The sequence below is a fragment of the Pseudomonas moraviensis genome, assembly GCF_900105805.1.
Taxonomy (GTDB): Bacteria; Pseudomonadota; Gammaproteobacteria; order Pseudomonadales; family Pseudomonadaceae; genus Aquipseudomonas; species Aquipseudomonas moraviensis_A.
Map to the genome: position 1 here is coordinate 3413311 of NZ_LT629788.1, position 22717 is coordinate 3436027.

Here is a 22717-nt window from a genome sequence, read left to right on the forward strand (position 1 = left end):
GGAGCAGATCGGGGAAATTTCGGAGCCTGAGTTCGCCTCAAAATTCAAAAGCCATCACAAAGGACTACCAGCCTGAGTGCACCTCGACATCTCAGGTCGGCGTACCTCGAACAATCAACACGGTCAGTCCCCTCTCCCTCTGGGAGAGGGTTAGGGTGAGGGGCAAAAGCCATCACGCCGAAAACACTGACAAACCGCCAGCCAAAATCAGGCACTCAACCGCGCCGTCACCTCATTCAACTGCCCCGACAACCCATGCAGATTCTGACTGGCACTTTCGGTGCGCTGCACGTTGTCCAGATTGGTGCTGGCAATCGCGGTGATTTCAGTCAGGTTGCGCGAGATATCCTCGGCCACCGACGTCTGCTCTTCAGCCGCGGTGGCGATCTGACGGTTCATGTCGCGAATGGCTTCCACGGCCAGGGTGATGCGCTCCAGCATCGCGCCAGCCTGGGTCACTTGCTCGACACTTTCGTCACTGCGCGCCTGTCCGCTCTCGATAGCCTGCGCGGCGTCGACAGCCCCAGTCTGCACGTTCTGAATGATCTGGTTGATCTCGATGATCGACTCCGCCGTGCGCTGGGCGAGGTTACGTACCTCGTCGGCCACCACCGCAAAACCGCGCCCGGCCTCGCCGGCCCGTGCCGCTTCGATGGCTGCGTTGAGCGCCAGCAGGTTGGTCTGCTCGGCGATGCCGCGAATCACCTCCAGCACCTTGCCGATACGACCGCTATCGGTTTCCAGACGACGGATCACCGTGGCGGTGTTGGCGATTTCGCCGCGCATCTGCGTGATGGAATGAATGGTGGTTTGCATGACCTTTTCGCCCTGCTGCGCCGACTGATCGGCATCGTCGGCAGCACGCGCGGCATCAGCGGCGTGGCGGGCGACTTCCTGGGCGGTGGCGGACATTTCATTCATCGCCGTGGCCACCTGATCGGTGCGGTTGAATTGCTCGTTGGTGCCCCCGGCCATGGTCGTGGCAATGGCATTGAGCTCGCCGCTGGCGCTGTCCAGATTGCTGGTGCTGCGCTGCAACCGAGTGAAGGTGTCGGCAAGGAAATCGCGCAGGGTGTTGGCGGCGGCGGCGAGGTTGCCCAGCTCATCGCGGCGCTCGCTGACTACACGTTCGGCCAACTGGCCACGGCTCAAGCGAGTGACGTAATCGATGAGGTTGCGGATCGGCTCGATCAGGTTGCGGCTGACCAGCCACAGGCTCAGCAACCCGATCAGCAAGCCTGACCCGAGCATCACCAGAAGCCCCAGCCACACGGTGCGCTCAGCGCTGGCACTGATCAGCGCCGATTGCTCGGTGCCCTGCTGGCGCAACTCGGCGACCAGCGCACTCATTTGCTCACTGGTGGCGCGGTCGACGCCTTTGACCGCTGCGTCGCCGGCGCTCGGCTCACCACCGGCTGCCACGTAGGCATCGCGGCCCTTCTGGTAGGCAGCACCCAACTGGCGATGCTCTTCGCGCAAACGTTCGATGCGTGATTTCAGATTTGTCTCGATGCCTTTCTGGCCGGCCAGTTCGCCGAGAATGTTCTGCACGTCGCGCTGACGCTCTTCGAACTGGCTCCAGTATTTCGCCAGATCCGCCGGTTGCTTGCCGCGCAACAGGACGTTTTTCCACTCTTGCACCTGCACCTTGAACTGCAGGTTGGCTTCATCGATCAGTTGCGAAGTGTGCAACGGGCCGGCGATCAACTGGCTGTAGCTTTGCACGCCGTTGGAGAGGAAGTGAAAGCAGGCCAGCGCGATCAACAGCATCGCCAGCAGACTGCCGCTCAGCAGGGCGAGAATTTGCGCTCTCAGGGATTTTTGCAGCATTGCAAGGTACTCGAAGCAGGGATGAGGCACGCCCGAGCGGACGTGAAAAATGGCCGGACTTCCCTGTCGTCGCACCATGGCCAGAAGCCAATGGCGCGCAAGCTAACTCACTTGGGATCGGCGCGCCAGAGCGCTTCTTGAGAATCTTCCGACAGTCGGTAACGCATTGATTTGACGTCATTTCACTGTCACAAAACGGTCATGTGAGCTTGCGATGATGCCGCTCAGGTGAACCTGAAAATCCTCTACCAGACACCCTCCTCCCAGCGAGCCGCCATGAACCATAGCCTCGATATCAGCCATCGCGATTCGGATCTGTTTGGCCTGCTCTACGGCTTTCGCTTCCTGCCCGGTGAGCGCGGTCGGGAGATCGATTCGGCGACGGCGTTGCGCTGTTTGCAGGACGACAGCGACAGTGACCAATTCCTCTGGCTGCACCTGAACCTGGCCCATGCTGCGTGCGAGCGCTGGATGAAAAGTCATCTGCAATTGCCCGACGAATTTTTCGAGGCTTTGCACGAGGGTTCGCGTTCGACGCGCATCGAGCATGTCGACTCGGCGCTGCTGGCGGTGGTCAACGATGTGGTGTTCAACCTCAGCAGCATGGTCTCCTCGGACGTGTCGACGCTGTGGGTCTGCGTGCGCAGCAAATTGATCGTCAGCGCACGCCTGCAACCGCTGCACTCGGTGGATAAATTGCGCTCGTCGGTGAAGGCCGGCGAGTGCTTTCGTTCGCCCTCGGAATTGCTCGTGCACCTGCTGCGCGATCAGGGCGAAGTGCTGACGCAGATCGTGCGCAAGACCAGCCTGAGCGTCGATCTGGTCGAGGACCAATTGCTTTCCTCGCGCCTGTCGACCAACCGCGCCGAGCTTGGCGCAAATCGCCGCGTGCTGGTGCGCCTGCAACGGCTGCTGGCACTGGAGCCGGGTTCGCTGCTGCGCCTGCTCAACCGCCCGCCGCCGTGGTTGCAGAAGGAGGACGTCAAGGAGTTGCGCAAATCCACCGAGGAGTTTGCGCTGATCATCAACGACCTCACCGCCCTCGGCGAGCGGATCAAATTGCTGCAGGAGGAAATCGCCGCCAACCTCAACGAACAGAGCAACCGCACGCTGTTCACCCTGACCGTGGTGACGGTGCTGGCCCTGCCCATCAACATCATTGCCGGTTTTTTCGGCATGAATGTCGGCGGTGTGCCGCTGTCGCAGGACCCGCACGGGTTTTGGGTGCTGGTTGCGCTGGTGGCGACGTTCACGGTGATCGCCGGGCGCTGGGCGTTTCGCAAGCGTGGGGATTATTGAGCGCAAATCCCACACACAAGACAGTCGTCCCTGTGGGAGCGAGCCTGCTCGCGAAGTCGGTGTGTCAGATAAATCAATGTTGAATGACAGGGCGCTTTCGCGAGCAGGCTCGCTCCCACAGGTTTCTTCTTCAGCCTTCGGATCAGCGGCGGGCTTGAACACCCAAACACTGACCTGACGCAGTCTCTCTGTAACATTCTGCAACGATCATGGGCGACATTCCTTCCCTCGCTCAGGATTGTCCGCCATGGCCACGCCCTCACTGACCGCCAGCCCTGCATCCGCCGCCAGTGGCAGACCGGCGCTCGACAAGAAAACCGGTCCGTTCACTTACGTCATCTTTTTCGCCGTGCTCGCCATGGGCATGCTGTTTACCGCCTACAGCCTGATGCACGACATGCACGAACTTGGCACGGTGGTCACCACCTGGACGCCGTTCCTACTGCTCGGCGTGGCGTTGTTGATTGCGCTGGGCTTTGAGTTCGTCAACGGTTTCCACGACACCGCCAACGCCGTGGCGACGGTGATCTATACCCACTCGCTGCCGCCGAATGTCGCGGTAGTCTGGTCGGGGTTCTTCAATTTCCTCGGGGTGCTGCTGTCGAGCGGTGCGGTGGCGTTCGGCATCATTGCGCTGTTGCCGGTGGAGCTGATTCTGCAGGTCGGCTCGTCCGCCGGGTTTGCGATGATCTTCGCCCTGTTGATCGCGGCGATTCTGTGGAACCTCGGCACCTGGTGGCTGGGCTTGCCGGCGTCGTCTTCGCACACCTTGATCGGCTCGATCATCGGCGTCGGCGTGGCGAATGCCTTGATGCACGGTCGCGACGGCACCAGCGGTGTCGACTGGGCGCAGGCGACCAAGATCGGCTATGCGCTGCTGCTGTCGCCGCTGGTGGGTTTCGGTTGTGCGGCGCTGTTGCTGCTGGCATTGCGCGCGTTCGTCAAGAACCGTGCGCTGTACAAGGCGCCCGAAGGCAATACTCCACCGCCACTGTGGATTCGCGGTTTGCTCATCGCCACCTGCACCGGCGTGTCGTTCGCCCACGGCTCCAACGACGGTCAGAAAGGCATGGGCCTGATCATGCTGATTCTGGTCGGCACGCTGCCAATGGCCTACGCATTGAACCGGACCATGCCGGAAGAACAAGCGCTGCAATTCGCCGCCGTCGCCCAAGTCACTCAACAAGCGCTGGTGAAAAGTGCGCCGCTGCCAGCACCTGCCGATCCGCGCCCGGTCCTTTCGGATTACGTGCGCAGCAAGGAACCCACGCCGCAACTGATCCCCGCCCTCGCCGCCCTGACCGGGCATATCGGCGAGGAAGTCAAAGGCTACGGTTCGCTGGCAAAGGTCCCGGCCGAAGCCATGGGCAACGTGCGCAACGACATGTACCTGGCGAGCGAAAGCATTCGCCTGATGGACAAGAACAAGGTCGGCAACTTCGATGCCGACACCAGTAGCAAGCTGCAACTGTTCAAACAACAGATCGACAACGCCACGCGGTTCATTCCGCTGTGGGTGAAGATCGCCGTGGCGATTGCCCTAGGACTCGGCACCATGGTCGGCTGGAAGCGCATTGTCGTGACCGTCGGCTAGAAGATCGGCAAGACTCACCTGACCTACGCCCAGGGCGCCTCGGCGGAAACCGTGGCGATGCTGACCATCGGCGCGGCGGACATGTTCGGTTTGCCGGTATCGACAACCCATGTGTTGTCCTCGGGCGTGGCCGGGACCATGGTTGCCAACGGCGCCGGGTTGCAGATGCGCACGATCCGCAACTTGCTGATGGCCTGGGTGTTGACCCTGCCAGCGGCCATCCTGCTGTCGGGCAGCCTTTACTGGCTGTTCACCCAAATCTTCTGACCCAAACAGTTCCCCCTGTAGGAGTGAGCCTGCTCGCGATAGCGGTGTGTCAGTCAACATTGATTTATCTGACCCACCGCTATCGCGAGCAGGCTCACTCCTACAAGGGTCTGCGTGATCAGTCAGAGCGTTGAGCGGACCACGTCGCCGAGCCAATCCATGAACACCCGCACCCGCAGCGGCAAATGCCGTTGTCGCGCATACAACAAGGAAATCGCCATCGGCGGTGCGGTGTGTTGCGCGAGCACGGTCACCAGTTCGCCATTTTCCAGATGCGGTTGCATGCCGGTGCGCGGTACCTGGGTCAGGCCGAAACCGCCCAGGCACGCCGCTTCGTAGGCATCGGTGCTGTTGACCGTGACACTGCCGGCCATCGCCACGCGCCGCACCTCACCGTCCTCCTCATAGACAAACCCTTCCGAACGCGAGCCCAGCACGCCGACGTAATGCACCAGCCGATGCTGTGCCAGATCTTCCAGGGTCTGCGGCACGCCGTAACGTTGCAGATAATCCGGGCTGGCGCAGTTGACCATCGGGAAGTCGCCCAAGTGCCGGGCGACCACCGACTGATCCGGCTGCGCGCCGATGCGCAACACGCAGTCGAAACCCTCGCTCAGCAGATCGACACGGCGATCGGTGCTGCTGATTTCCATCTGCAGATTCGGGTGGCGATCCATGAATTCTGGCAGGCGCGGCATGATCAACCGTCGCGCGAGAATATTCGGCATATCGACCCGGATGCGCCCGGTCAGCGAAGCCTCGTCCTGACGAAACAGCCCTTCGATCTCATCCATGTGCGAGAGCAGATCCTTGCTGCGTTCATACAACACCAGGCCGTCCTGGGTGGCCTGCACCTTGCGCGTGGTGCGCTGCAACAGGCGCGTGCCGAGCAAGGCTTCGAGTGCCTGCACTTGGTCGGACACCGTGGAGCGCGGCAGGCCGAGGCTTTCACCGGCGAGGGTGAAACTCGACAGTTCGCTGACCCGGACGAAGGTACGCAGCAGTTCCAGTTTGTTCATCACAGGCCTCGGTGATTGTTCGGCTGAGCCGATCAGTGATTCCGCTTTTGCCGTGTTTATCACCTCAGGGCGGATAAATAAACTTCTTCCATCCCCACTCAACGCAATCGAGGAAGTCCGCATGAATCGCAAAATCGCACTGATCACCGGCGCCAGTCGCGGCCTGGGCCGCAGCGCCGCCCTGCATCTCGCCGCGCAAGGCATCGACATCATCGGCACCTACAACAGCCGCGCCGACGAGGCGCAGAATCTGGTCATAGAGCTACAGGCACTCGGCGCGAAAGCGGCAATGCTGCAACTGGACGTCGGCCACAGCGAACACTTTGCCGCGTTCGCCGCGCAGGTTGCACAAGTACTGGAGCAGACCTTTGAGCGGCAGCGCTTTGATTTCCTCATCAACAATGCCGGGATCGGCGTGCATGCGCTGTTCAGCGAAACCACCCCGGAGCAGTTCGATCTGCTGATGAACGTGCAACTGAAAGGGCCGTTCTTTCTGACTCAGCAACTGCTGCCGCAGATCAACGACGGTGGGCGCATCGTCAATATTTCCAGCGGCCTGACCCGCTTCAGCCTGCCGGGTTACGGCGCCTACGCGGCGATGAAAGGCGCGATGGAAGTGCTGACCCGTTATCAGGCGAAGGAGCTTGGCGCGCGGCAGATTGGCGTGAACATTCTGGCGCCGGGTGCGATTGAAACCGATTTTGGTGGCGGTACGGTGCGCGACAACAGCGCTGTCAACGCGATGGTCTCGAGCAACACCGCGCTGGGTCGCGTCGGCCAACCAGACGATATTGGCGGAGCATTGGCGCTGCTGCTGTCACCGGGTGGACAGTGGATCAACGGTCAGCGGGTCGAGGCATCCGGCGGCATGTTTCTCTAACTGCAAACACCGAATCTGTAGGAGCTGCGGAACGCTGCGATCTTTTGACTTTGATTTTTAAAAACAAGATCAAAAGATCGCAGCGTTCCGCAGCTCCTACAGGGATCGGCGTTAGCTTTCATAGGCGCGGCGCGCCATGAAGCGCTCGCGCAGGACGTCATAGCCCCAGTGATAAACGTAGGTGTACGGCAGGAAAAACAGCAGCACACCGATGTCGAGCAACAACGCCTGCCACAGGCTGACCGACAGCCACCAGGCAATCAGCGGCACGCCCATCACGATCAGTCCACCTTCGAACAACAATGCATGCACCACCCGCACCCAGGCGTTGTGCGACTGATTCATCCGCGCCAGAGCACGGTCGAAAAAACGGTTGAACACCACGTTCCATGCCAGCGCCAACATCGCAATGAGTACGGTCACGGCCCCCATGTCGAGCAGAGGTTTTTGCATGATCCACGCCAGCAGCGGTGTGCAGATGAGGATGGCGAGAAATTCGAACCCGACAGCCTGGAAAACGCGTTCGGTGATGGACTTGTGGACAGTCATGGCCTGACTCCTTGTTTGACGATGGTTGCCATGATCCAACCGATTCCCGATACTTCATAACCAATAACCATCGATCAAGGCGATAGTTCATGGCTTCGCAAGAAGTGCTGTTGGCGTTTGTGCAGGCGGCGACGCAAGGCTCGTTTTCCGCCGCTGCACGTAAGTTGGGGCGCAGTCAGTCGACCATCAGCGCAGCGGTTGCCAGTCTGGAAATCGATCTGGATTTGCAACTGTTTGACCGCAGCAGCCGCAAACCCACGCTCACCCCCGCCGGCCACGTCATGTTGCAGAAAGCCGAAGCGATTCTGGCCGCCACCAGTCGCCTGGAGATGAGCGCACGGCAATTGGCGCAAGGCATCGAGCCGAAGCTGACCGTGGCGATTTCCGATACCTATCAGTCGTATCGTTTTGAGGCGGCACTGGTGAGTTTCGAGCAGCGATATCCAGAGCTGGAGCTGGAATGTCTGATTGCCGAATGCGATGACCTGATCGAACTGGTCCAGCGCGGCCGCGCGCATCTGGCCTTCGCGGAAATGCAGGATAACTACCCGCCGGATCTGGTCACCTCGACCGTCGCCGAGCGCACGGAGATCGCCCTGTTCGTCAGCCGCGAGCATCCGTTGGCGAAGCTTGAGCATGTCGATCAGCAGATCCTCGAGCAACATCGCGAGTTGCGCCTGGCGACCATCGTCAATCCATATGACAGTCGCGGCAAAGGCCGGGTGTGGTCGGCGCCGAGTTATCTGATGCTGCTGGAAATGGCGGAAAAGGGATTTGGCTGGGCGCCATTGCCGAGGTGGCTGGTGCAGCGCTATGCCAATGATTTGCTGGTTGAACTGGACGTGCGCGGCTGGCCGAAACCGGTGTTTGTCGATGCCTTGTGGTCGCGGCTATATCCGCCGGGGCCGGCGGGGAGCTGGTTGTTGAGCAAGATGCTCGAATAAAGCTGCCAAGATCAAAAGCCCCTCACCCCAGCCCTCTCCCGGAGGGAGAGGGGGCCGACCGAGGTGTCTGGCGTTATGCATCGACCTGAAAAACCTTATCGATTATGGATTCAAGACAATTCGTTCAAGTCGGTGAATCTCTCCAATATCCCCCAATCAGTCCCCTCTCCCTCTGGGAGAGGGTTAGGGTGAGGGCAATCCACAGGCTGCCCACCGTCGCGAGAGCGCCAAACTCAGGGCAGTCCCAGCGCCTTGATCCGTCCTCGAATAAACCGCCGCTCCGGCTCCTGCCGCGTCAACTCCAGCGCGCGAAGATAAGCGCTACGCGCCTCCTCGACCCGCCCCAACTGCCGGCAAAACTCCGCCCGCGCCGAATGCGCCAAGTGGTAATCCTGCAACTCGCCTCGGGCCAAAATCCCTTCTATCAATGACAACCCGGCCAACGCTCCATCACGCTTGGCCACCGCCACTGCCCGGTTCAGCTCGATCACCGGCGAGGGCACCGCGCGCAGCAAGACATCGTACAGCCCGACAATCTGCCGCCAGTCGGTTTCCGCCGCCGACGGCGCTTCCGCATGCACCGCTGCAATCGCCGCCTGCAGGCAATACGGCCCGAAGCGTCGTGTACTCAGCGCGCGCTCGACCAGCGCGCAACCTTCTGCCATCAACCCGGCGTCCCACAACGCGCGATCCTGATCGTCGAGCAGCACCAGCTCACCGCTCGGCGAGGTGCGTGCCGGCCGGCGTGATTCGTGCAGCAGCATCAGCGCCAGCAGGCCCATGACTTCCGGTTCCGGCAGCAACTCCATGAGCAGGCGCCCCAGGCGAATGGCTTCGCGCGTCAGATCCTCGCGGGTCAGCTCGGCGCCGACCGAGGCCGAATAGCCTTCGTTGAACACCAGATAGATCACCCGCAACACACTGTCGAGGCGCTCGGGCAGTTCATGCAGCGTCGGCACTTGATAAGGAATTTTTGCGTCACGGATCTTGGCTTTCGCGCGCACGATGCGCTGGGCAATCGCCGCCGGTGCCGAGAGAAAAGCACGGGCGATTTCTTCGGTGGTGAGGTCGCAGACTTCGCGCAAGGTCAGCGGCACTTGCGCATCCGCCGCGAGTGCCGGGTGGCAGCAGGTGAAGATCAGCCGCAAGCGATCGTCTTCCACGTCTTCGCCACTCCAGTCAGCCTGTTCCAGCTCATCGAGTTGCGCCAGCAGCAGCGGTTGCGAAGCCTTGAACCGCGCGCGCCGGCGCAGCACATCGATGGCTTTGAAACGTCCGGTAGAGACCAGCCAGGTGCGCGGATTGTCCGGAACGCCGTCGCGTTGCCAGCGCTCGACCGCGACGAAGAACGCCTCGTGCAAGGCTTCTTCGGCGAGGTCGAAATCACCGAGCAGGCGGATCAGCGTTGCCAGGATCCGCCGCGAATCCTCGCGGTAGACCTGCTCGACCCGCGCCCTGACGTCAGACATTCAACTGCCGCACCGGACGCACTTCAACGCTGCCGACCCGGGCTGCGGGAATGTTGCCGGCGAGCTGAATCGCTTCGTTGAGATCCTTGGCGTCGATCAGGTAGAAACCGGCCAGTTGCTCCTTGGTTTCAGCGAAAGGCCCATCGGTGATCGACAACTTGCCGTTGCGCATCCGTACCGTGGTTGCGGTCTCTACCGACTCCAACGCTTCGGCGGCGATCATCCGCCCGCTGCCCTGCACCGACTCGGCGTAGGCCCAGCATTCGGCGTCCTCCGGGCTGTCCGGCGAGGAGTGCAACAGGCGTTCATCGCTGTAGACCAGGCATAGATATTTCATGGCGATCTCCTGATTCGAACGGATCAACTATGGCTGAAGATCAGGGAGTCACATCGAACAGCGTCGCGCCGCTCATCGGATCGAACGGTGCCGACCAGTGCTCGTGAGCAATCTTCCACGTCCCCCCAACCTGCCGGTAACAGGCAGTGACACGCATCCAGCAGCTCTGGGTTTCGCCCTTGTCATTGGTGCCGCCGCAGTTAGCCACCCAGTGGGCGAAGGCGATGTTGTCGGCGCTTTCGATGGCGATTTCGTGGAACTCGAAGATGTGCGGGCCGGGGCACATTTCCATGCACTCGACCCAGTGCGCACGGTAGGCCGCTTTGCCCTTGAATTGCAGGGCCTTGATCGCATCGAACGAGACAATGTCATCGGCATACAGGGCCATGACTTTTTCGACGTCCTTGGCCATCACCGCTTCGCGATAGGTGTTGATCAGGGTCTGGATTTCGGTCTGTGCGCTCATGGTGTTCTCCGTGGTTTTTGTTGTGAAGACACCTTTAGTCGTTTGCCCTTTGCGCAGATCGACAAGGCAAACAAAAAAAATTCGCCGACGACAATGTCGCTAGAATCCGAGGCTCATTCTTTGTAGGAAAAAGGAAATTCCCGTGTCAGCCCAACTCGTGCCGTACGACAGCCTCAGCCCTTTGCAGCGTCAGCAAGTCGAGGCCATTGAAATCCACCCCGAGCAGATCAGATTCTCCGGCGACATCCACGGTGCGTTGCACACTCTTCTCTCGAAACCCGGCCCCGGGGTAAAGGGTTTTGCCCTGCTGGCTGACGACGTGCCGGTGGCATTTTTGCTGCTCAAGCGCCCGCCGGTATTGCCCGACTGGGCCGACGAACACAGCGCCACGTTGCATGCCTTGCAGGTCGATCGCCGCGCCCAAGGCAAGGGCTACGGCAAGGCTTGTCTGCAAGCACTGCCCGCCGTCGCGCGTGAAGCATGGCCGGAGATCAAGGGGCTGGAATTGTCGGTGGACGCCGATAACGAAGCGGCGATTGCGCTGTATGCCAGGCATGGCTACGTCGACAGCGGCGAAGCGTACAAGGGACGGATTGGGTACGAGCGGCGGATGGGGCTGGTTTTCTGAATATCCAGAAACTCTCTGCTGACACGCCACGATCCTCTGTAGGAGCTGCCGAAGGCTGCGATCTTTTGATCTGGCTTTTGAAGATCAAGATCAAAAGATCGCAGCCTTCGGCAGCTCCTACAGTTGTGATAGGTGTTGGCTTCAGAGGGTCAGGATCATTTCGTGCCACGCCATGCCGCCATGGTCAGACTCGGAGGGTTTGATGTAGGCAAAACCAAACCCGGCATACAGTGCAATGTGCTGCTCTTTGCACATCAGATGAATCGTCGCTTTGTCCATTCCGCGCATGCGCTCGATGAACTCTGCCAGCAGGCGCTTGGCCAGGCCCTGCCCCTGGTAATCCGGGTGCACTACCACCGACATGATCACCACGTTCGGGCCTTTCGGGTCGTGGCCGATCAGTTCCTTGAAGGCCTCGTCGGACATCTGCACGTCGAACGCCGCGCCGGAATTGATGAAACCGGCAACCACTCCGTCTACTTCGGCGACGATGAAGCCGTCCGGCCAAGTGGCAATGCGCGTGGCGATCTTCTCGCGGGTGGCGGCTTCGTCGCCTTCGTAGGCGACGGTTTCGATGGCGTAGCAGCGCTCGAGGTCGGCGGCGCTGACGTTGCGGATCACGGTGTTCATGGCAACTCGAAAATCTGTGGACACAAGGCCCGCCAGCATAAAGCACAACCACCGGGGCGGACATGCTCCGCCTCGATTCGAACGCCGGTCAGGCCTTGATCGGCAGCCAGATTTCCAGGGTGCCGGTGTTGAGCTTCGGGTTGTAATCGTCGCTGTAGCGCTCGAATTCCGGCGCATCCGCCGCTTCGTAACCGGACTGCGGCAGCCAGGTTTTCCAGATGTGCTGGAAGGTGTCGGGGAGTTGCGTCAGGGGTCCTTTGTGCTCGAACACCGCATATTCCTGCGGCTGGATTTCAACCCAGCGGTACTGCTCCGGCAGGTCATCGAGCTTGTCGATCTGCACGCCGGCGATGTACTCGAAACCTCCCTCGCCGTCCGCGTTGCAGCAAACGCCGTAGGTCACTTCGTTGACCTGCGCAGGGATTTTTCCCAGGTGCGGGATAAGCTTTTCCCACAGCCTTGGAATGTCTCCAGTGGTTTCCTGAGTGAATCGCCCGCCGAAACCGGCGATCAGCAGAAATTGCCCGTGCTCGAAGCGAGGTTCGGCTATTTCGACGCGTGTGTGTTCATCCATGACGCGGCTCCTCAGAACGGAAAAGTGGGTTCGGCTGGGAGTATAGAAAGGCCGACCCGTTTCGCACGTTTACAGCGCATGCAACTGCTCGACGGCGCCCGATCCGACAAACTCGTTGTAGCCGGAAACGATCACGTACACCGCGAAATAGCAGAAGATCGCCGCGGATGCCAGATAGGAGTAGCGCAAAAGCTTGTCGCCCAGCAACTTGCCGCCGTGGCTGGCGGCGAAGCACAAACCGGCCGACCACAGCAGCCCGGCGCAGAGAAAACCACCGAGGAACAACGCCGAGCTCAAAGGCCCGCCGCCACCCGAGCGGGCGATCAAGGTGCCGCCAACGGCAGCGAACCAGAGAATCGCGCTTGGCGACGACATGGCGAGAAAGATGCCGCGAAAGAACTCCTTGCGATGGGAGTTCTGCCCCACCTCGGCCGTATCCGCCAGCAGCGCTTCGTGGTGGATCGCCGAATAAATCATCTTCGCCGCGAAATAGATCAGCAGCGCCGAACCGCCGATCCACAGCACCCAGCGTACGGTTTCGTATTGCAGCAAAACGGTCATGCCGGCCAGTGCCAGCACCGCATAAATCAAGTCGCCGACGCAGGTGCCCAGGCCGAGGGCGAAGCCCTGAAAGTAGCCGCGCTGCATGGCCAGGGTGATCATCGCGATGTTGGCCACGCCGATATCCAGGCACAGCGAAAGGCTCAGCAGGAAGCCGCTGGTGAATTCCATTGACCGATTTTCCTTGAAAAAAATGTTTACAACCGCGCTGGACAGTATGCCATCACTGCCCTTATCTTCCGCCACAGGTCACCGCAGTGACCAGCGTCGCTCGGACGGTTCCGGGCGCTTACGTTATCCGAGGCAACAATGGCCGAACAAGGTTCGCCGCGCCGCTTTGCGCGCATAGATCGACTCCCCCCTTACGTTTTCAACATCACCGCCGAGCTGAAGATGGCCGCTCGCCGCCGTGGTGAAGACATCATCGACCTGAGCATGGGCAATCCCGACGGCGCCACGCCGCCGCACATTGTCGAAAAACTCGTGCAGGTCGCCCAACGTGAAGACACCCACGGTTACTCGACGTCCAAGGGCATTCCGCGCCTGCGCCGGGCGATTTCCAACTGGTACAAGCAGCGCTACGAAGTCGATATCGACCCGGAAAGCGAAGCCATCGTCACCATCGGTTCCAAGGAAGGCCTGGCGCACTTGATGCTGGCGACTCTGGATCAGGGCGACACCGTACTGGTGCCGAACCCGAGCTACCCGATTCACATTTACGGCGCGGTGATTGCCGGCGCTCAGGTGCGGTCGGTGCCGCTGGTGCCGGGGGTGGACTTCTTCGATGAGCTGGAGCGGGCGATTCGCGGCTCGATCCCCAAGCCGAAAATGATGATCCTCGGCTTCCCGTCGAACCCGACCGCGCAGTGCGTGGAGCTGGATTTCTTCGAACGGGTGATCGCCCTCGCCAAGCAGTACGACGTGCTGGTGATTCACGATCTGGCTTACGCCGACATCGTCTACGACGGCTGGAAAGCGCCGTCGATCATGCAAGTGCCGGGCGCCAAGGACATCGCGGTGGAATTTTTCACCCTGTCCAAGAGCTACAACATGGCCGGCTGGCGCATCGGGTTCATGGTCGGTAACCCGGAACTGGTCAACGCTCTGGCGCGGATCAAGAGCTACCACGACTACGGCACCTTTACTCCGCTGCAAGTGGCGGCGATTGCTGCGCTCGAAGGCGATCAGCAATGCGTGCGCGACATCGCCGAGCAGTATCGCCAGCGGCGTAACGTGCTGGTCAAGGGCCTGCATGAATTGGGCTGGATGGTCGAGAATCCAAAGGCTTCCATGTATGTGTGGGCGAAGATTCCCGACGCGTATGCACATCTGGGCTCATTGGAATTTGCCAAGAAACTGCTGGCCGAGGCCAAGGTCTGCGTGTCGCCGGGGGTGGGTTTCGGCGAGTACGGCGACGACCACGTACGCTTCGCCCTGATCGAAAACCAGGACCGCATTCGTCAGGCCGTGCGCGGGATCCGCGGAATGTTCCGCGCGGATGGCTTAGTCGCAAAAACTGGCGGCTAACACAGTACCGGCAGAACAACACTTATGTGGCGAGGGAGCTTGCTCCCGCTGGACTGCGCAGCAGGCCCAAATCCTGCAATCGCGGTCTGTCTGATTCACTGGGTGCAGAGGTTTTTACGACTGCTGCGCAGCCGAGCGGGAGCAATCTCCCTCGCCACAACATCCGTGTTACCACAGATTTTTTACCCACAAAAAAACCGCATCGCTGCGGTTTTTTTGTGCCTGCAAACGGCCGCTTAAACGAACAGCGACAACAATAGGATAAAGCCCAACGCGACGATGGACAGAATGGTTTCCATCGCGGTCCAGGTCTTGAAGGTTTCGGCCACGGTCATGTTGAAGTACTGCTTGACCAGCCAGAAACCGGCATCGTTGACGTGGGACAGGATCAGCGAACCGGCGCCGGTGGCCAGCACCAGCAGTTCACGATTGACGCCCGGAATCATGCCGACGAACGGCACAACAATGCCAGCACCGGTGACGGTTGCCACGGTCGCCGAACCGTTTCGGCGAGTACGGTGACGACCACGTGCGCTTCGCCCTGATCGAAAACCAGGACCGCATTCGTCAGGCCGTGCGCGGGATCCGCGGGATGTTCCGCGCGGATGGCTTAGTCGCAAAAACTGGCGGCTAACACAGTACCGGCAGAACAACACTTATGTGGCGAGGGAGCTTGCTCCCGCTGGACTGCGCAGCAGGCCCAAATCCTGCAATCGCGGTCTGTCTGATTCACTGGGTGCAGAGGTTTTTACGACTGCTGCGCAGCCGAGCGGGAGCAATCTCCCTCGCCACAACATCCGTGTTACCACAGATTTTTTACCCGCAAAAAAACCGCATCGCTGCGGTTTTTTGTGCCTGCGCTTTCTTTAAACAAAGAACAGCTTAAACGAACAGCGACAACAGCAGGATAAAGCCCAGGGCCACCACCGACAGAATGGTTTCCATCGCGGTCCAGGTCTTGAAGGTTTCGGCCACGGTCATGTTGAAGTACTGCTTGACCAGCCAGAAACCGGCATCGTTGACGTGGGACAGGATCAGCGAACCGGCGCCGGTGGCCAGCACCAGCAGTTCACGATTGACGCCCGGAATCATGCCGACGACCGGCACAACAATACCGGCGCCAGTGATGGTCGCCACGGTCGCCGAACCGGTGGCGATACGAATCACCGCCGCCACCAGCCACGCCAGCAGGATCGGCGAGATCTGCGCGCTCACTGCCATGTGGCCAATCACGTCACCCACGCCGCTGGTCACCAGCATCTGCTTGAAGCCACCGCCGGCACCAATGATCAGGATGATTGCGGCCGTTGGCGCCAGGCTCGCGTCCAGCCATTTGAGCATCTGATTGGAACCGATGCCCTGCTTGTAGCCGAAGGTGTACAGCGACAGCAGCAACGCCAGCAGCAGTGCGGAGATCGGGTGGCCGATCATGTCCATCCAGATGCGGAAGAAATTGCCGTCCGGCAGCGCCACGTCAGCGAAGGTTTTCAGCAGCATCAGGAACACCGGCAGGAGCACGGTGACCAGGGTGATGCTGAAGCTCGGCAGGATGGCCGAATCGTTTTCGCGGGCCAGTTGATCGACCAGTTCCTGATTCGGGTGACCGGGAATGTGCTTGGCGATGAACGTACCGAAGATCGGACCGGCAATGATGGCGGTCGGCAGCGCGACGATCAGGCCATAGAGAATGGTCTTGCCGATGTCAGCGCCGAACACGCCGATGGCCAACAGTGGGCCCGGATGCGGTGGCACCAGACCGTGCACAGCGGACAGGCCGGCGAGCAGCGGGATACCGATCTTGATGATCGATACGCCAGTGCGGCGGGCAACGATGAACACCAGCGGAATCAGCAGCACGAAGCCGATTTCGAAAAACAGCGGGATGCCCACCAGGAACGCGGCGAACATCATTGCCCACTGCACCTTGTCCTTGCCGAAGGCGCGGATCAGGGTCTGGGCGATCTGATCGGCGCCGCCGGATTCGGCCATCATCTTGCCGAGCATGGTGCCCAGGGCGAGGATGATGCCGACGAAACCGAGTACGCCACCGAAGCCATCCTGGAACGCCTTGATGATGGTGTTGATCGGCATGCCGGAAGTCAGGCCGAGGAACGCGGCGGCGATGGTCAGGGCGATAAAGGGGTGAATCTTGAACTTGGTGATCAGGATAATCAGGCCGATTACCGTGACCACCGCATCGAGCAGCAGGAACGTCTCGTGGGACATGCCAAACATGGGGGGTGTCTCCTGGATTGTTGTTGTTATTAAAGCGGGTTGAACAGAAGTCGGGAGGACAGCGCTGTCTTTTTCAACATACTCATACCGCCTGTTTCAGGCCGTTGGCCTGCCACCAGACGTGAGCCTGGGACGCCAGTTGTTCAACGCTGTGGACCGAAGCATTCAGGGCCAGGGTCAGCGGCTCGCCTACTGGCGATTCGAGGGTGGCGAACTGGCTTTCGATCAACGTCGCCGGCATGAAGTGGCCCGGGCGGTGCGATACACGCTCGGCGGCGACTTCCGGGGTCAATTCAAGAAACACGAAGCCCAGGCCCGGCAAGGCGCTGCGCAGACGTTCGCGATAACTGTGTTTAAGGGCCGAGCAGGTCAACACCGGGCGCTGGCCTTCGGCATCGACGCGACGCAGTTCATCGCACAGGCTGTCGAGCCAGCCGGCACGGTCTTCGTCGTTCAGGGGGATCCCCGCGCTCATCTTTTCGATGTTCGCGGCCGGATGGAAAGTATCGCCTTCAATGGCAGTGGCGCCGCTCAAATGGCACAGGGCCTGGCTGACGCACGTCTTGCCGCAACCGGCAACGCCCATGATGACCAGGGCGGTGATGGGATGACTCATATAACACCTCAGCGCGCAGACAGCGCTACCTTTGCTAGCTATGACTCTAGTGCACAGGCAGAAGTTGCCGACGCCTTCTTGTCGTTTTTTTGGGTTGCAGCAGGTTTGTTCCCGATGCCAAAGCGCGCAGATCAGGCAGGACCGCGCTCACGCATTTGCAGCTGCATCAGGACAGCGCTACCTTAGTGCCTTGATTTTTGTTTGGCAAGCCGCCCGATGACCTCCCCCAAGAACGATAAAAATACCCGCACCACCGGCCGTCCGACCCTTAACGAAGTAGCCCGCCTGGCCGGCGTCAGCCCGATTACCGCCTCGCGCGCTCTGCGCGGGGTCAGCACGGTGGCCACCGAACTGGTGGAAAAAGTGCAGAAAGCCGCGCTCGAACTCAACTATGTAGTCAACCCCGCCGCCCGCGCGCTGGCCTCGGCGCAGAGCCATTCGGTGGTGGTGCTGGTGCCGTCGCTGTCCAACCTGCTGTTCATCGACACACTGGAAGCCATTCATCGAGTGCTGACGCCCAAGGGCTTCGAAGTGCTGATCGGCAACTTCCACTACTCGCGCGATGAAGAAGAAAACCTGCTGCGCAATTACATGGCCTATCAGCCGCGCGGGTTTCTGCTGACCGGTTTCGATCGCACCGAGAGTTCGCGGCGGATGATCGAGCTCAGCAACATTCCCTGCGTGTACATGATGGAGCTGGACAGCGCCGCCGGGGTCAATTGCGTGGGTTTTTCGCAGTTGAGCGCCGGTGAAACGGCGGCGGAGCATTTGCTGTCTCGCGGGCGCAAGCGCTTGGCGTATATCGGCGCGCAGCTGGATCAGCGCACGTTGTTGCGTGGTGAGGGTTTCCGCAAGGCACTGCAGAAGGCTGGCCGCTACGACCCGGATCTGGAAGTGCTGACGCCGCGCGCTTCGTCGGTGGGCTTGGGTGGTGAGCTGTTTCTGCAACTGCTGGCGGCGCATCCGGATGTCGATGCGATTTTCTTTGGCAACGATGACCTGGCCCAGGGTGCGCTGCTGGAAGCCTTGCGCAATGGCATCAAAATTCCCGAGCAAGTGGCGATTCTGGGCTTCAACGACCTGCCAATGTCCGAGCACATGGTCCCGCGCCTGAGCAGCATCAACACCCCGCGTGAAGCCATCGGCCGGCGCGCGGCGGAGCAGATGCTGACGTTGATGGCGGGCAACAAAGTAGCGCGGCCGGTGGAGGATATGGGGTTTGAGCTGAAGGTGCGCGAGAGTACCTGAAACTCACGCGATCCCCTGTAGGAGCTGCCGAAGGCTGCGATCTTTTGATTTTGCTTTCAAGAACAAGATCAAAAGATCGCAGCCTTCGGCAGCTCCTACAGGGGTTTTGTGTTGGGCTCAATGGCTGAGCAGGTCGACCAACGCCTGCGCGCCCTTCTGCAATGGCTGGCTCTTGAGCCACACCGCATGCACCGGCAGCACCAGACCATTTTCGATGTTGCGAAAATTCAGTCGTTTCAAGCGTCCGGACTCCAGCCACGGCTGCACCACCGACAGCGGAAAGTTGCCCCAGCCCAATCCCGCCTCGACCATCTCCATCGCCGTTTCGAGGTTATCCGTGCGCCAGTAGGATTCCGCCACCAACGGCCGCGTCTCGCTGATCGGCAAGTCGCGACTGGCGACGATGATCTGCCGCACCTGCACCAGATCTTCGAGAAACACATCCCGCCCCTGCAGCAACGGACTGTCCGCCGCCAGCGTGGCGATCATGCGTTCGCTGCCGACGAACTGAAACCGCTCCAGCGCATTTACGCTCAACCCGGCGAAGGCCAGGCACACGCTGACCCGGCCACTGTGCAACATCGCCAGCACATCATCCTGCGGCGCGGTCAGCACTTCGACATCGAGCAGCGGATGACGCTCGGCAATCACCTTGATCGCCGCCAGCAAGCGACGTCGATCAAGGTCGGCGACTACGCCGATCGACAACCGGCTTTCCAGCCCCAGCGATAACTCCACCGCGTGCACTTGCAGTTGCTTGAGCTGCTCGGCGATCAGTCGCGCGTGCGGCACCAGCGATTGTGCGATCGCCGTGGGTTGCGGCTCACGGTGACTGCGATCGAACAACGGGTAGCCGAGTTCGGCTTCAAGGTTGGCAATGCCCATGCTCACCGCCGAAGGCACCTTACCCAATTGCCGCGCGGCGGCGGAAAACGAGCCGCGCTCGATCACCGCGAGAAACAATTCGATACTGTCGCTATTGAAATTCAACCTGCCCACCTATCAATAAAACTGAAAGCTACCGACTTTTTCTGTCAGGTCTATTGAAGCTATCTTTCGCCGCCTTCGCCAGCCCTGCTGGCCCCAATTGGCAAGAAAGAGGCAAATCTGCATGCAAGGCGTGAAACGCAAACTGGTCTACGTATCGCTCTACGAAGTGATCGGCATGACCTTCTCCGCCCTCGGTCTGGCGTTACTGTCGGGCACATCGCCGGGCAGCACCGGGCCACTGGCGGTGATCATCACCAGCATCGCCGTGACCTGGAATTTCATTTACACCTCGTTGTTCGAGCGCTGGGAAAGCCGCCAGGTCTCGCGCACCCGCACGGTCAAACGGCGCATCGCCCATGCCGTCGGTTTTCAACTGACGCTGATCGTGTTTCTGATTCCGCTGATTGCCTGGTGGATGAACATCAGTCTGGTGCAGGCCTTTGTGCTGGATCTGGCGCTGATCATTTTCATCCCGTGCTACACGTTCGTGTTCAACTGGCTGTTTGACCGGATCTTCGGTTTGCCGGCGTCGGCGCTGCCGGATTCAGCAACAGCATAACGGTACGTCGCACTACTAGCTGGCGTGGGGGAATTACGCATCGCTAACGCCGTTAGCGATAAGCCTCTGCTGAACAGCATCAGGGCCAATCGGCCCCAGACCGTCCGTCTGAAAGGGTACCGCACCTGTAATTTCTGACAGTAGACGCTGAGCCTTGTCTGAAGAACCATGGAACGGGCCATGCACCAGCATGGCTGGCTCTCTGTCAGTCACCATCAAGGAAGGGAATTATGTCTGAAGAACTGAAGAACAAAGCCAAGAACGCCATCGGGCACATCGCTATATATGCCGATGAGCAAGCCCAAGGAGAGGAAAGTCTATCCATCACACGACGTGTATTGTGGTTGGACTCCAAAGGCCTATATATCGCTGGAAATGTAAAGGACGACATCATCTCCCACGGAGCGGATATTTATATCAATGCCGCCATCGTGGCCGGTACTACTTATCTTTTCGAATCACGGCAAAGTGGTGGTAACTACATTCCCAAGGTATGGGAGAAAAGTTCATGGACTGCACAGTCCGCTGGCGGAAAGATCACCATCGATGAGGTCGACGTCGTTAACCAAACTGTAAAAGGCAGTTTTGAGTACACCGCGGAATCACCAGACGGGACAAAAACTGCGAAGGTCCGCGGCAACTTTAATTTGAGACAATAAATAAAAGCCTCGAGCAAGCCGCGTGAAACTGCCCCACCCTGCAGTCGGGGCAGTTGCAGGGTCTGTCAGTTCAATTGCAGGGTTTCATTGAACTGACTGATCGCATCCACCACATGCCGCGAGCCCTGCTGAATTTCCAGAATCACCTCGCCCGCTTCGTTGGCCAGTTCCACGCCCAGCCCGGTGCGGCTCAGGCTCGACTGCATGCTCGACACCGCACTCAGCGACAGGTCATGGTTCTTGCGCACCACGTCGACAATTTCCAGCGTCGCCTGACTGGTTCGCGCGGCTAGGCTGCGTACCTCATCGGCCACTACTGCAAAACCGCGTCCATGTTCCCCGGCACGCGCCGCTTCGATGGCAGCATTGAGCGCCAGCAGGTTTGTCTGATCGGCAATCCCGCGAATGGTCTGGACGATGGTGCCGATGATGTCCGACTGCTTGCTCACTGCATCGATACTCACCGCGGCTTCATTCAGGTCGCGGGAAATGTCCTGAATGATCTGCACGGTCTGCTGCACCACCTGTGAGCCTTTTTGCGCGCAGGCGTCGTTTTGTACCGAAGTGCTGTGGGCCGATTCCGCAGCATTTTGCAACGTGGTCATCTGCCGGGTGATGTCGCTGGCGAACTTGACCACTTTGTACAAGCGGCCCTTGGCGTCGAACAGCGGGTTATACGAGGCCTCCAGATAAACCATCTGCCCGGACTTGTTCTTGCGCTCGAAACGGTGCGAGTGATATTCGCCGCGATTGAGCGAAGCCCAGAATGCCTTGTACTGTGCGGATTCGGCTTCGGCGCGGTGACAGAACAGGCTGTGGTGCTGGCCGACAATTTCGTTGTGCGTGTACTGCATGGTTTGCAGGAAGTTGTCGTTGGCGCTGATGACATGGCCTTCAGGGGTGAACTCGATCACCGCCATGGAACGGCCGATCGCCGCCAGCATGGCTTCTTCTTCATGCTCTTTGTTAATGCGTGCGGTGATGTCCGCCGCAACCTTGATGACACTTCTGACCTGTTTGTCGGGACCGAACACCGGCATGTAACTGGCCTCGAGCCAGATCTCCCGCCCGCTTTTGTTCAAACGCAGAAAAGTCCCACTGAGGGGTTCACCACGGGCCAGGTCACGCCACAACTTTGCGTAGTCCTCGCTGCGATAAAAGCTTTCTTCGCAGAAGACCCGATGGTGTTTGCCGCGCACTTCATCGGCGCTGTAACCCATGGTCTTGCAGAAGTTTTCGTTGGCGTCGAGGACGATGCCTTCGGGCGTGAACTCGATCATGGCCATCGAGCGGCTGATCGCTTCGATTTTCGCGTTGGCCTCGGTCAGCGCACAGCTGAAGCGCTCGATTTCCCGCAGGTCAGCCTTGCGATGTAGGTTGAACATGGTTGTATCACCTTCCGCGCGTTCTTTGATTTGATGAAAGTCCAGGTCCTTCAAGATCCACCACTACGTTCCACAGAACAGGCACACGCCTTCCTCCAAGGGAGGAAGTTGTCAGGTGATAAATGATGATCAATCGGAGGGGTCGTGCAGCGACGCTCTGATCAAGACATCCTTTTCTTGATAGCCCGCATGCGGGCCAGCCCTAACGCGTAGAAGAACTTCCATGTAGGTGACGCTCCTTGTTGGTTCAGTGTCGGTGCCTTGGATCGCGCACTCTGGCAGCATGAATCACGGACCAACCCTGTGCCGCTGTCATGGATGGCATGACGGTCGACATGGTTAGTTACCTGCAAGGATAGCCAGCCTGACGCCGGGCGCAAGGCCACTAGTCGGCCAGTATCTGGCATTTTTTGTACAAGAAACGGTTCAGCGCGGGGAAAAATGTTGCCTA

The 22717-nt window shown here is 59.9% G+C and carries 21 protein-coding genes and 5 pseudogenes; 10 read left to right on the forward strand and 16 right to left on the reverse strand.

The window, feature by feature from the left end:
• Positions 1 to 207: 207 nt before the first annotated feature.
• Entirely contained in the window at positions 208 to 975 is a 768-nt protein-coding gene (locus BLU71_RS28165) for a methyl-accepting chemotaxis protein (RefSeq protein WP_371919899.1), read from the reverse strand.
• A 117-nt stretch (positions 976 to 1092) separates the two neighbouring features.
• A pseudogene (locus tag BLU71_RS28170) lies at positions 1093 to 1908 on the reverse strand (methyl-accepting chemotaxis protein); the annotation flags it as partial.
• Between the two features lie 198 nt (positions 1909 to 2106).
• Between BLU71_RS28170 and BLU71_RS15190 the strand changes: the two are divergent.
• Positions 2107 to 3129 carry a transporter gene (locus tag BLU71_RS15190; RefSeq protein WP_083353409.1) on the forward strand — a complete coding sequence of 341 codons (1023 nt, stop codon included), beginning with the start codon at positions 2107 to 2109 and terminating at the stop codon, positions 3127 to 3129.
• A 247-nt stretch (positions 3130 to 3376) separates the two neighbouring features.
• A pseudogene (locus tag BLU71_RS15195) lies at positions 3377 to 4990 on the forward strand (inorganic phosphate transporter).
• 122 nt (positions 4991 to 5112) lie between these two features.
• Here BLU71_RS15195 and BLU71_RS15200 read toward each other — a convergent pair.
• A complete protein-coding gene (locus BLU71_RS15200) occupies positions 5113 to 6009 on the reverse strand; it encodes a LysR family transcriptional regulator (protein WP_083353410.1) in 897 nt (298 codons plus the stop codon).
• Between the two features lie 121 nt (positions 6010 to 6130).
• On the opposite strand from BLU71_RS15200, the gene BLU71_RS15205 reads away from it, so the two are divergent.
• Positions 6131 to 6889, forward strand: a complete 759-nt coding sequence (locus tag BLU71_RS15205) for an SDR family NAD(P)-dependent oxidoreductase (protein WP_064364917.1) — start codon at positions 6131 to 6133, stop codon at positions 6887 to 6889.
• Between the two features lie 111 nt (positions 6890 to 7000).
• Here the strand turns inward: BLU71_RS15205 and BLU71_RS15210 are convergent, their stop codons facing one another.
• Positions 7001 to 7438, reverse strand: coding sequence for a multidrug/biocide efflux PACE transporter (locus BLU71_RS15210; RefSeq protein WP_083353411.1), 438 nt, complete (start codon positions 7436 to 7438; stop codon positions 7001 to 7003).
• An 89-nt stretch (positions 7439 to 7527) separates the two neighbouring features.
• Here BLU71_RS15210 and BLU71_RS15215 point away from each other — a divergent pair, with 89 nt between their 5' ends.
• Positions 7528 to 8382 (forward strand): LysR family transcriptional regulator, encoded by an 855-nt coding sequence (locus tag BLU71_RS15215; RefSeq protein ID WP_083353412.1) that lies wholly within the window; start codon positions 7528 to 7530, stop codon positions 8380 to 8382.
• A gap of 233 nt (positions 8383 to 8615) precedes the next feature.
• Here the strand turns inward: BLU71_RS15215 and BLU71_RS15220 are convergent, their stop codons facing one another.
• Genes BLU71_RS15220 through BLU71_RS15230 form a run of 3 tightly spaced genes read right to left on the reverse strand, consistent with a single transcriptional unit; the run spans position 8616 to position 10654 of the window.
• A complete protein-coding gene (locus tag BLU71_RS15220; protein WP_083353413.1) occupies positions 8616 to 9851 on the reverse strand; it encodes an RNA polymerase sigma factor in 1236 nt (411 codons plus the stop codon).
• Positions 9844 to 10188 (reverse strand): YciI family protein, encoded by a 345-nt coding sequence (locus tag BLU71_RS15225; RefSeq protein WP_083353414.1) that lies wholly within the window; start codon positions 10186 to 10188, stop codon positions 9844 to 9846. Before BLU71_RS15225 ends, BLU71_RS15220 begins: the two co-directional genes overlap by 8 nt.
• Positions 10189 to 10228: 40 nt before the next feature.
• Positions 10229 to 10654, reverse strand: a complete 426-nt coding sequence (locus BLU71_RS15230) for a YybH family protein (protein WP_083353415.1) — start codon at positions 10652 to 10654, stop codon at positions 10229 to 10231.
• 142 nt (positions 10655 to 10796) lie between these two features.
• Between BLU71_RS15230 and BLU71_RS15235 the strand changes: the two genes are divergently transcribed.
• Complete coding sequence (locus BLU71_RS15235; RefSeq protein ID WP_042607234.1) at positions 10797 to 11282, forward strand: GNAT family N-acetyltransferase; 486 nt, start codon at positions 10797 to 10799, stop codon at positions 11280 to 11282.
• A 141-nt stretch (positions 11283 to 11423) separates the two neighbouring features.
• Here the strand turns inward: BLU71_RS15235 and BLU71_RS15240 are convergent, their stop codons facing one another.
• The 3 genes from BLU71_RS15240 to BLU71_RS15250 form a co-directional block, all read right to left on the reverse strand.
• A complete protein-coding gene (locus BLU71_RS15240) occupies positions 11424 to 11912 on the reverse strand; it encodes a GNAT family N-acetyltransferase (protein ID WP_083353416.1) in 489 nt (162 codons plus the stop codon).
• Positions 11913 to 12000: 88 nt separating this feature from the next.
• The gene (locus BLU71_RS15245; RefSeq protein WP_083353417.1) at positions 12001 to 12486 is read right to left on the reverse strand and encodes a GyrI-like domain-containing protein; all 486 of its coding nucleotides are present in this window, start codon (positions 12484 to 12486) and stop codon (positions 12001 to 12003) included.
• Between the two features lie 69 nt (positions 12487 to 12555).
• Positions 12556 to 13218, reverse strand: a complete 663-nt coding sequence (locus BLU71_RS15250; RefSeq protein ID WP_042607237.1) for a LysE family translocator — start codon at positions 13216 to 13218, stop codon at positions 12556 to 12558.
• Between the two features lie 138 nt (positions 13219 to 13356).
• On the opposite strand from BLU71_RS15250, the gene alaC reads away from it, so the two are divergent.
• Entirely contained in the window at positions 13357 to 14574 is a 1218-nt protein-coding gene (alaC, locus tag BLU71_RS15255; protein ID WP_065616751.1) for an alanine transaminase, read from the forward strand.
• 236 nt (positions 14575 to 14810) lie between these two features.
• Here the strand turns inward: alaC and BLU71_RS27350 are convergent.
• Positions 14811 to 15077 (reverse strand): annotated as a pseudogene (locus tag BLU71_RS27350) (permease DsdX); the annotation flags it as partial.
• Positions 15078 to 15079: 2 nt separating this feature from the next.
• Here BLU71_RS27350 and BLU71_RS27355 point away from each other — a divergent pair.
• A pseudogene (locus BLU71_RS27355) lies at positions 15080 to 15208 on the forward strand (alanine transaminase); the annotation flags it as partial.
• Between the two features lie 248 nt (positions 15209 to 15456).
• Here the strand turns inward: BLU71_RS27355 and BLU71_RS15265 are convergent.
• Entirely contained in the window at positions 15457 to 16809 is a 1353-nt protein-coding gene (locus tag BLU71_RS15265; RefSeq protein ID WP_042607239.1) for a GntP family permease, read from the reverse strand.
• 82 nt (positions 16810 to 16891) lie between these two features.
• Complete coding sequence (locus BLU71_RS15270) at positions 16892 to 17425, reverse strand: gluconokinase (protein WP_065616749.1); 534 nt, start codon at positions 17423 to 17425, stop codon at positions 16892 to 16894.
• A 216-nt stretch (positions 17426 to 17641) separates the two neighbouring features.
• Between BLU71_RS15270 and BLU71_RS15275 the strand changes: the two genes are divergently transcribed.
• Positions 17642 to 18673, forward strand: a complete 1032-nt coding sequence (locus tag BLU71_RS15275) for a LacI family DNA-binding transcriptional regulator (RefSeq protein WP_042607241.1) — start codon at positions 17642 to 17644, stop codon at positions 18671 to 18673.
• 117 nt (positions 18674 to 18790) lie between these two features.
• Here the strand turns inward: BLU71_RS15275 and BLU71_RS15280 are convergent, their stop codons facing one another.
• Positions 18791 to 19663 carry a LysR family transcriptional regulator gene (locus tag BLU71_RS15280; RefSeq protein WP_083353419.1) on the reverse strand — a complete coding sequence of 291 codons (873 nt, stop codon included), beginning with the start codon at positions 19661 to 19663 and terminating at the stop codon, positions 18791 to 18793.
• A gap of 121 nt (positions 19664 to 19784) precedes the next feature.
• Between BLU71_RS15280 and BLU71_RS15285 the strand changes: the two genes are divergently transcribed.
• Together BLU71_RS15285 and BLU71_RS15290 are read left to right on the forward strand one after the other, a co-directional pair.
• Positions 19785 to 20222: a PACE efflux transporter gene (locus tag BLU71_RS15285; RefSeq protein WP_064364946.1), complete on the forward strand. Its 438-nt coding sequence runs from the start codon at positions 19785 to 19787 to the stop codon at positions 20220 to 20222.
• Between the two features lie 230 nt (positions 20223 to 20452).
• Positions 20453 to 20881, forward strand: a complete 429-nt coding sequence (locus BLU71_RS15290) for a hypothetical protein (RefSeq protein WP_064364948.1) — start codon at positions 20453 to 20455, stop codon at positions 20879 to 20881.
• A 65-nt stretch (positions 20882 to 20946) separates the two neighbouring features.
• Here the strand turns inward: BLU71_RS15290 and BLU71_RS28175 are convergent, their stop codons facing one another.
• On the reverse strand, positions 20947 to 21486 hold the full coding sequence (locus BLU71_RS28175; protein WP_223259141.1) for a methyl-accepting chemotaxis protein: 540 nt from the start codon (positions 21484 to 21486) through the stop codon (positions 20947 to 20949).
• Between the two features lie 6 nt (positions 21487 to 21492).
• A pseudogene (locus tag BLU71_RS28180) lies at positions 21493 to 22266 on the reverse strand (PAS domain-containing protein); the annotation flags it as partial.
• Positions 22267 to 22717 lie beyond the last annotated feature (451 nt).

Excerpts from the sequence above, each read along its gene's own strand:
- BLU71_RS28165 (WP_371919899.1), bottom strand. The coding sequence starts at position 975 with ATGGCCGGGGGCACCAACGAGCAATTCAACCGCACCGATCAGGTGGCC.
- BLU71_RS15190 (WP_083353409.1), top strand. The coding sequence starts at position 2,107 with ATGAACCATAGCCTCGATATCAGCCATCGCGATTCGGATCTGTTTGGC.
- BLU71_RS15200 (WP_083353410.1), bottom strand. The coding sequence starts at position 6,009 with ATGAACAAACTGGAACTGCTGCGTACCTTCGTCCGGGTCAGCGAACTG.
- BLU71_RS15205 (WP_064364917.1), top strand. The coding sequence starts at position 6,131 with ATGAATCGCAAAATCGCACTGATCACCGGCGCCAGTCGCGGCCTGGGC.
- BLU71_RS15210 (WP_083353411.1), bottom strand. The coding sequence starts at position 7,438 with ATGACTGTCCACAAGTCCATCACCGAACGCGTTTTCCAGGCTGTCGGG.
- BLU71_RS15215 (WP_083353412.1), top strand. The coding sequence starts at position 7,528 with ATGGCTTCGCAAGAAGTGCTGTTGGCGTTTGTGCAGGCGGCGACGCAA.
- BLU71_RS15220 (WP_083353413.1), bottom strand. The coding sequence starts at position 9,851 with ATGTCTGACGTCAGGGCGCGGGTCGAGCAGGTCTACCGCGAGGATTCG.
- BLU71_RS15225 (WP_083353414.1), bottom strand. The coding sequence starts at position 10,188 with ATGAAATATCTATGCCTGGTCTACAGCGATGAACGCCTGTTGCACTCC.
- BLU71_RS15230 (WP_083353415.1), bottom strand. The coding sequence starts at position 10,654 with ATGAGCGCACAGACCGAAATCCAGACCCTGATCAACACCTATCGCGAA.
- BLU71_RS15240 (WP_083353416.1), bottom strand. The coding sequence starts at position 11,912 with ATGAACACCGTGATCCGCAACGTCAGCGCCGCCGACCTCGAGCGCTGC.
- BLU71_RS15245 (WP_083353417.1), bottom strand. The coding sequence starts at position 12,486 with ATGGATGAACACACACGCGTCGAAATAGCCGAACCTCGCTTCGAGCAC.
- BLU71_RS15250 (WP_042607237.1), bottom strand. The coding sequence starts at position 13,218 with ATGGAATTCACCAGCGGCTTCCTGCTGAGCCTTTCGCTGTGCCTGGAT.
- alaC (WP_065616751.1), top strand. The coding sequence starts at position 13,357 with ATGGCCGAACAAGGTTCGCCGCGCCGCTTTGCGCGCATAGATCGACTC.
- BLU71_RS15265 (WP_042607239.1), bottom strand. The coding sequence starts at position 16,809 with ATGTTTGGCATGTCCCACGAGACGTTCCTGCTGCTCGATGCGGTGGTC.
- BLU71_RS15270 (WP_065616749.1), bottom strand. The coding sequence starts at position 17,425 with ATGAGTCATCCCATCACCGCCCTGGTCATCATGGGCGTTGCCGGTTGC.
- BLU71_RS15275 (WP_042607241.1), top strand. The coding sequence starts at position 17,642 with ATGACCTCCCCCAAGAACGATAAAAATACCCGCACCACCGGCCGTCCG.
- BLU71_RS15285 (WP_064364946.1), top strand. The coding sequence starts at position 19,785 with ATGCAAGGCGTGAAACGCAAACTGGTCTACGTATCGCTCTACGAAGTG.
- BLU71_RS15290 (WP_064364948.1), top strand. The coding sequence starts at position 20,453 with ATGTCTGAAGAACTGAAGAACAAAGCCAAGAACGCCATCGGGCACATC.
- BLU71_RS28175 (WP_223259141.1), bottom strand. The coding sequence starts at position 21,486 with ATGACCACGTTGCAAAATGCTGCGGAATCGGCCCACAGCACTTCGGTA.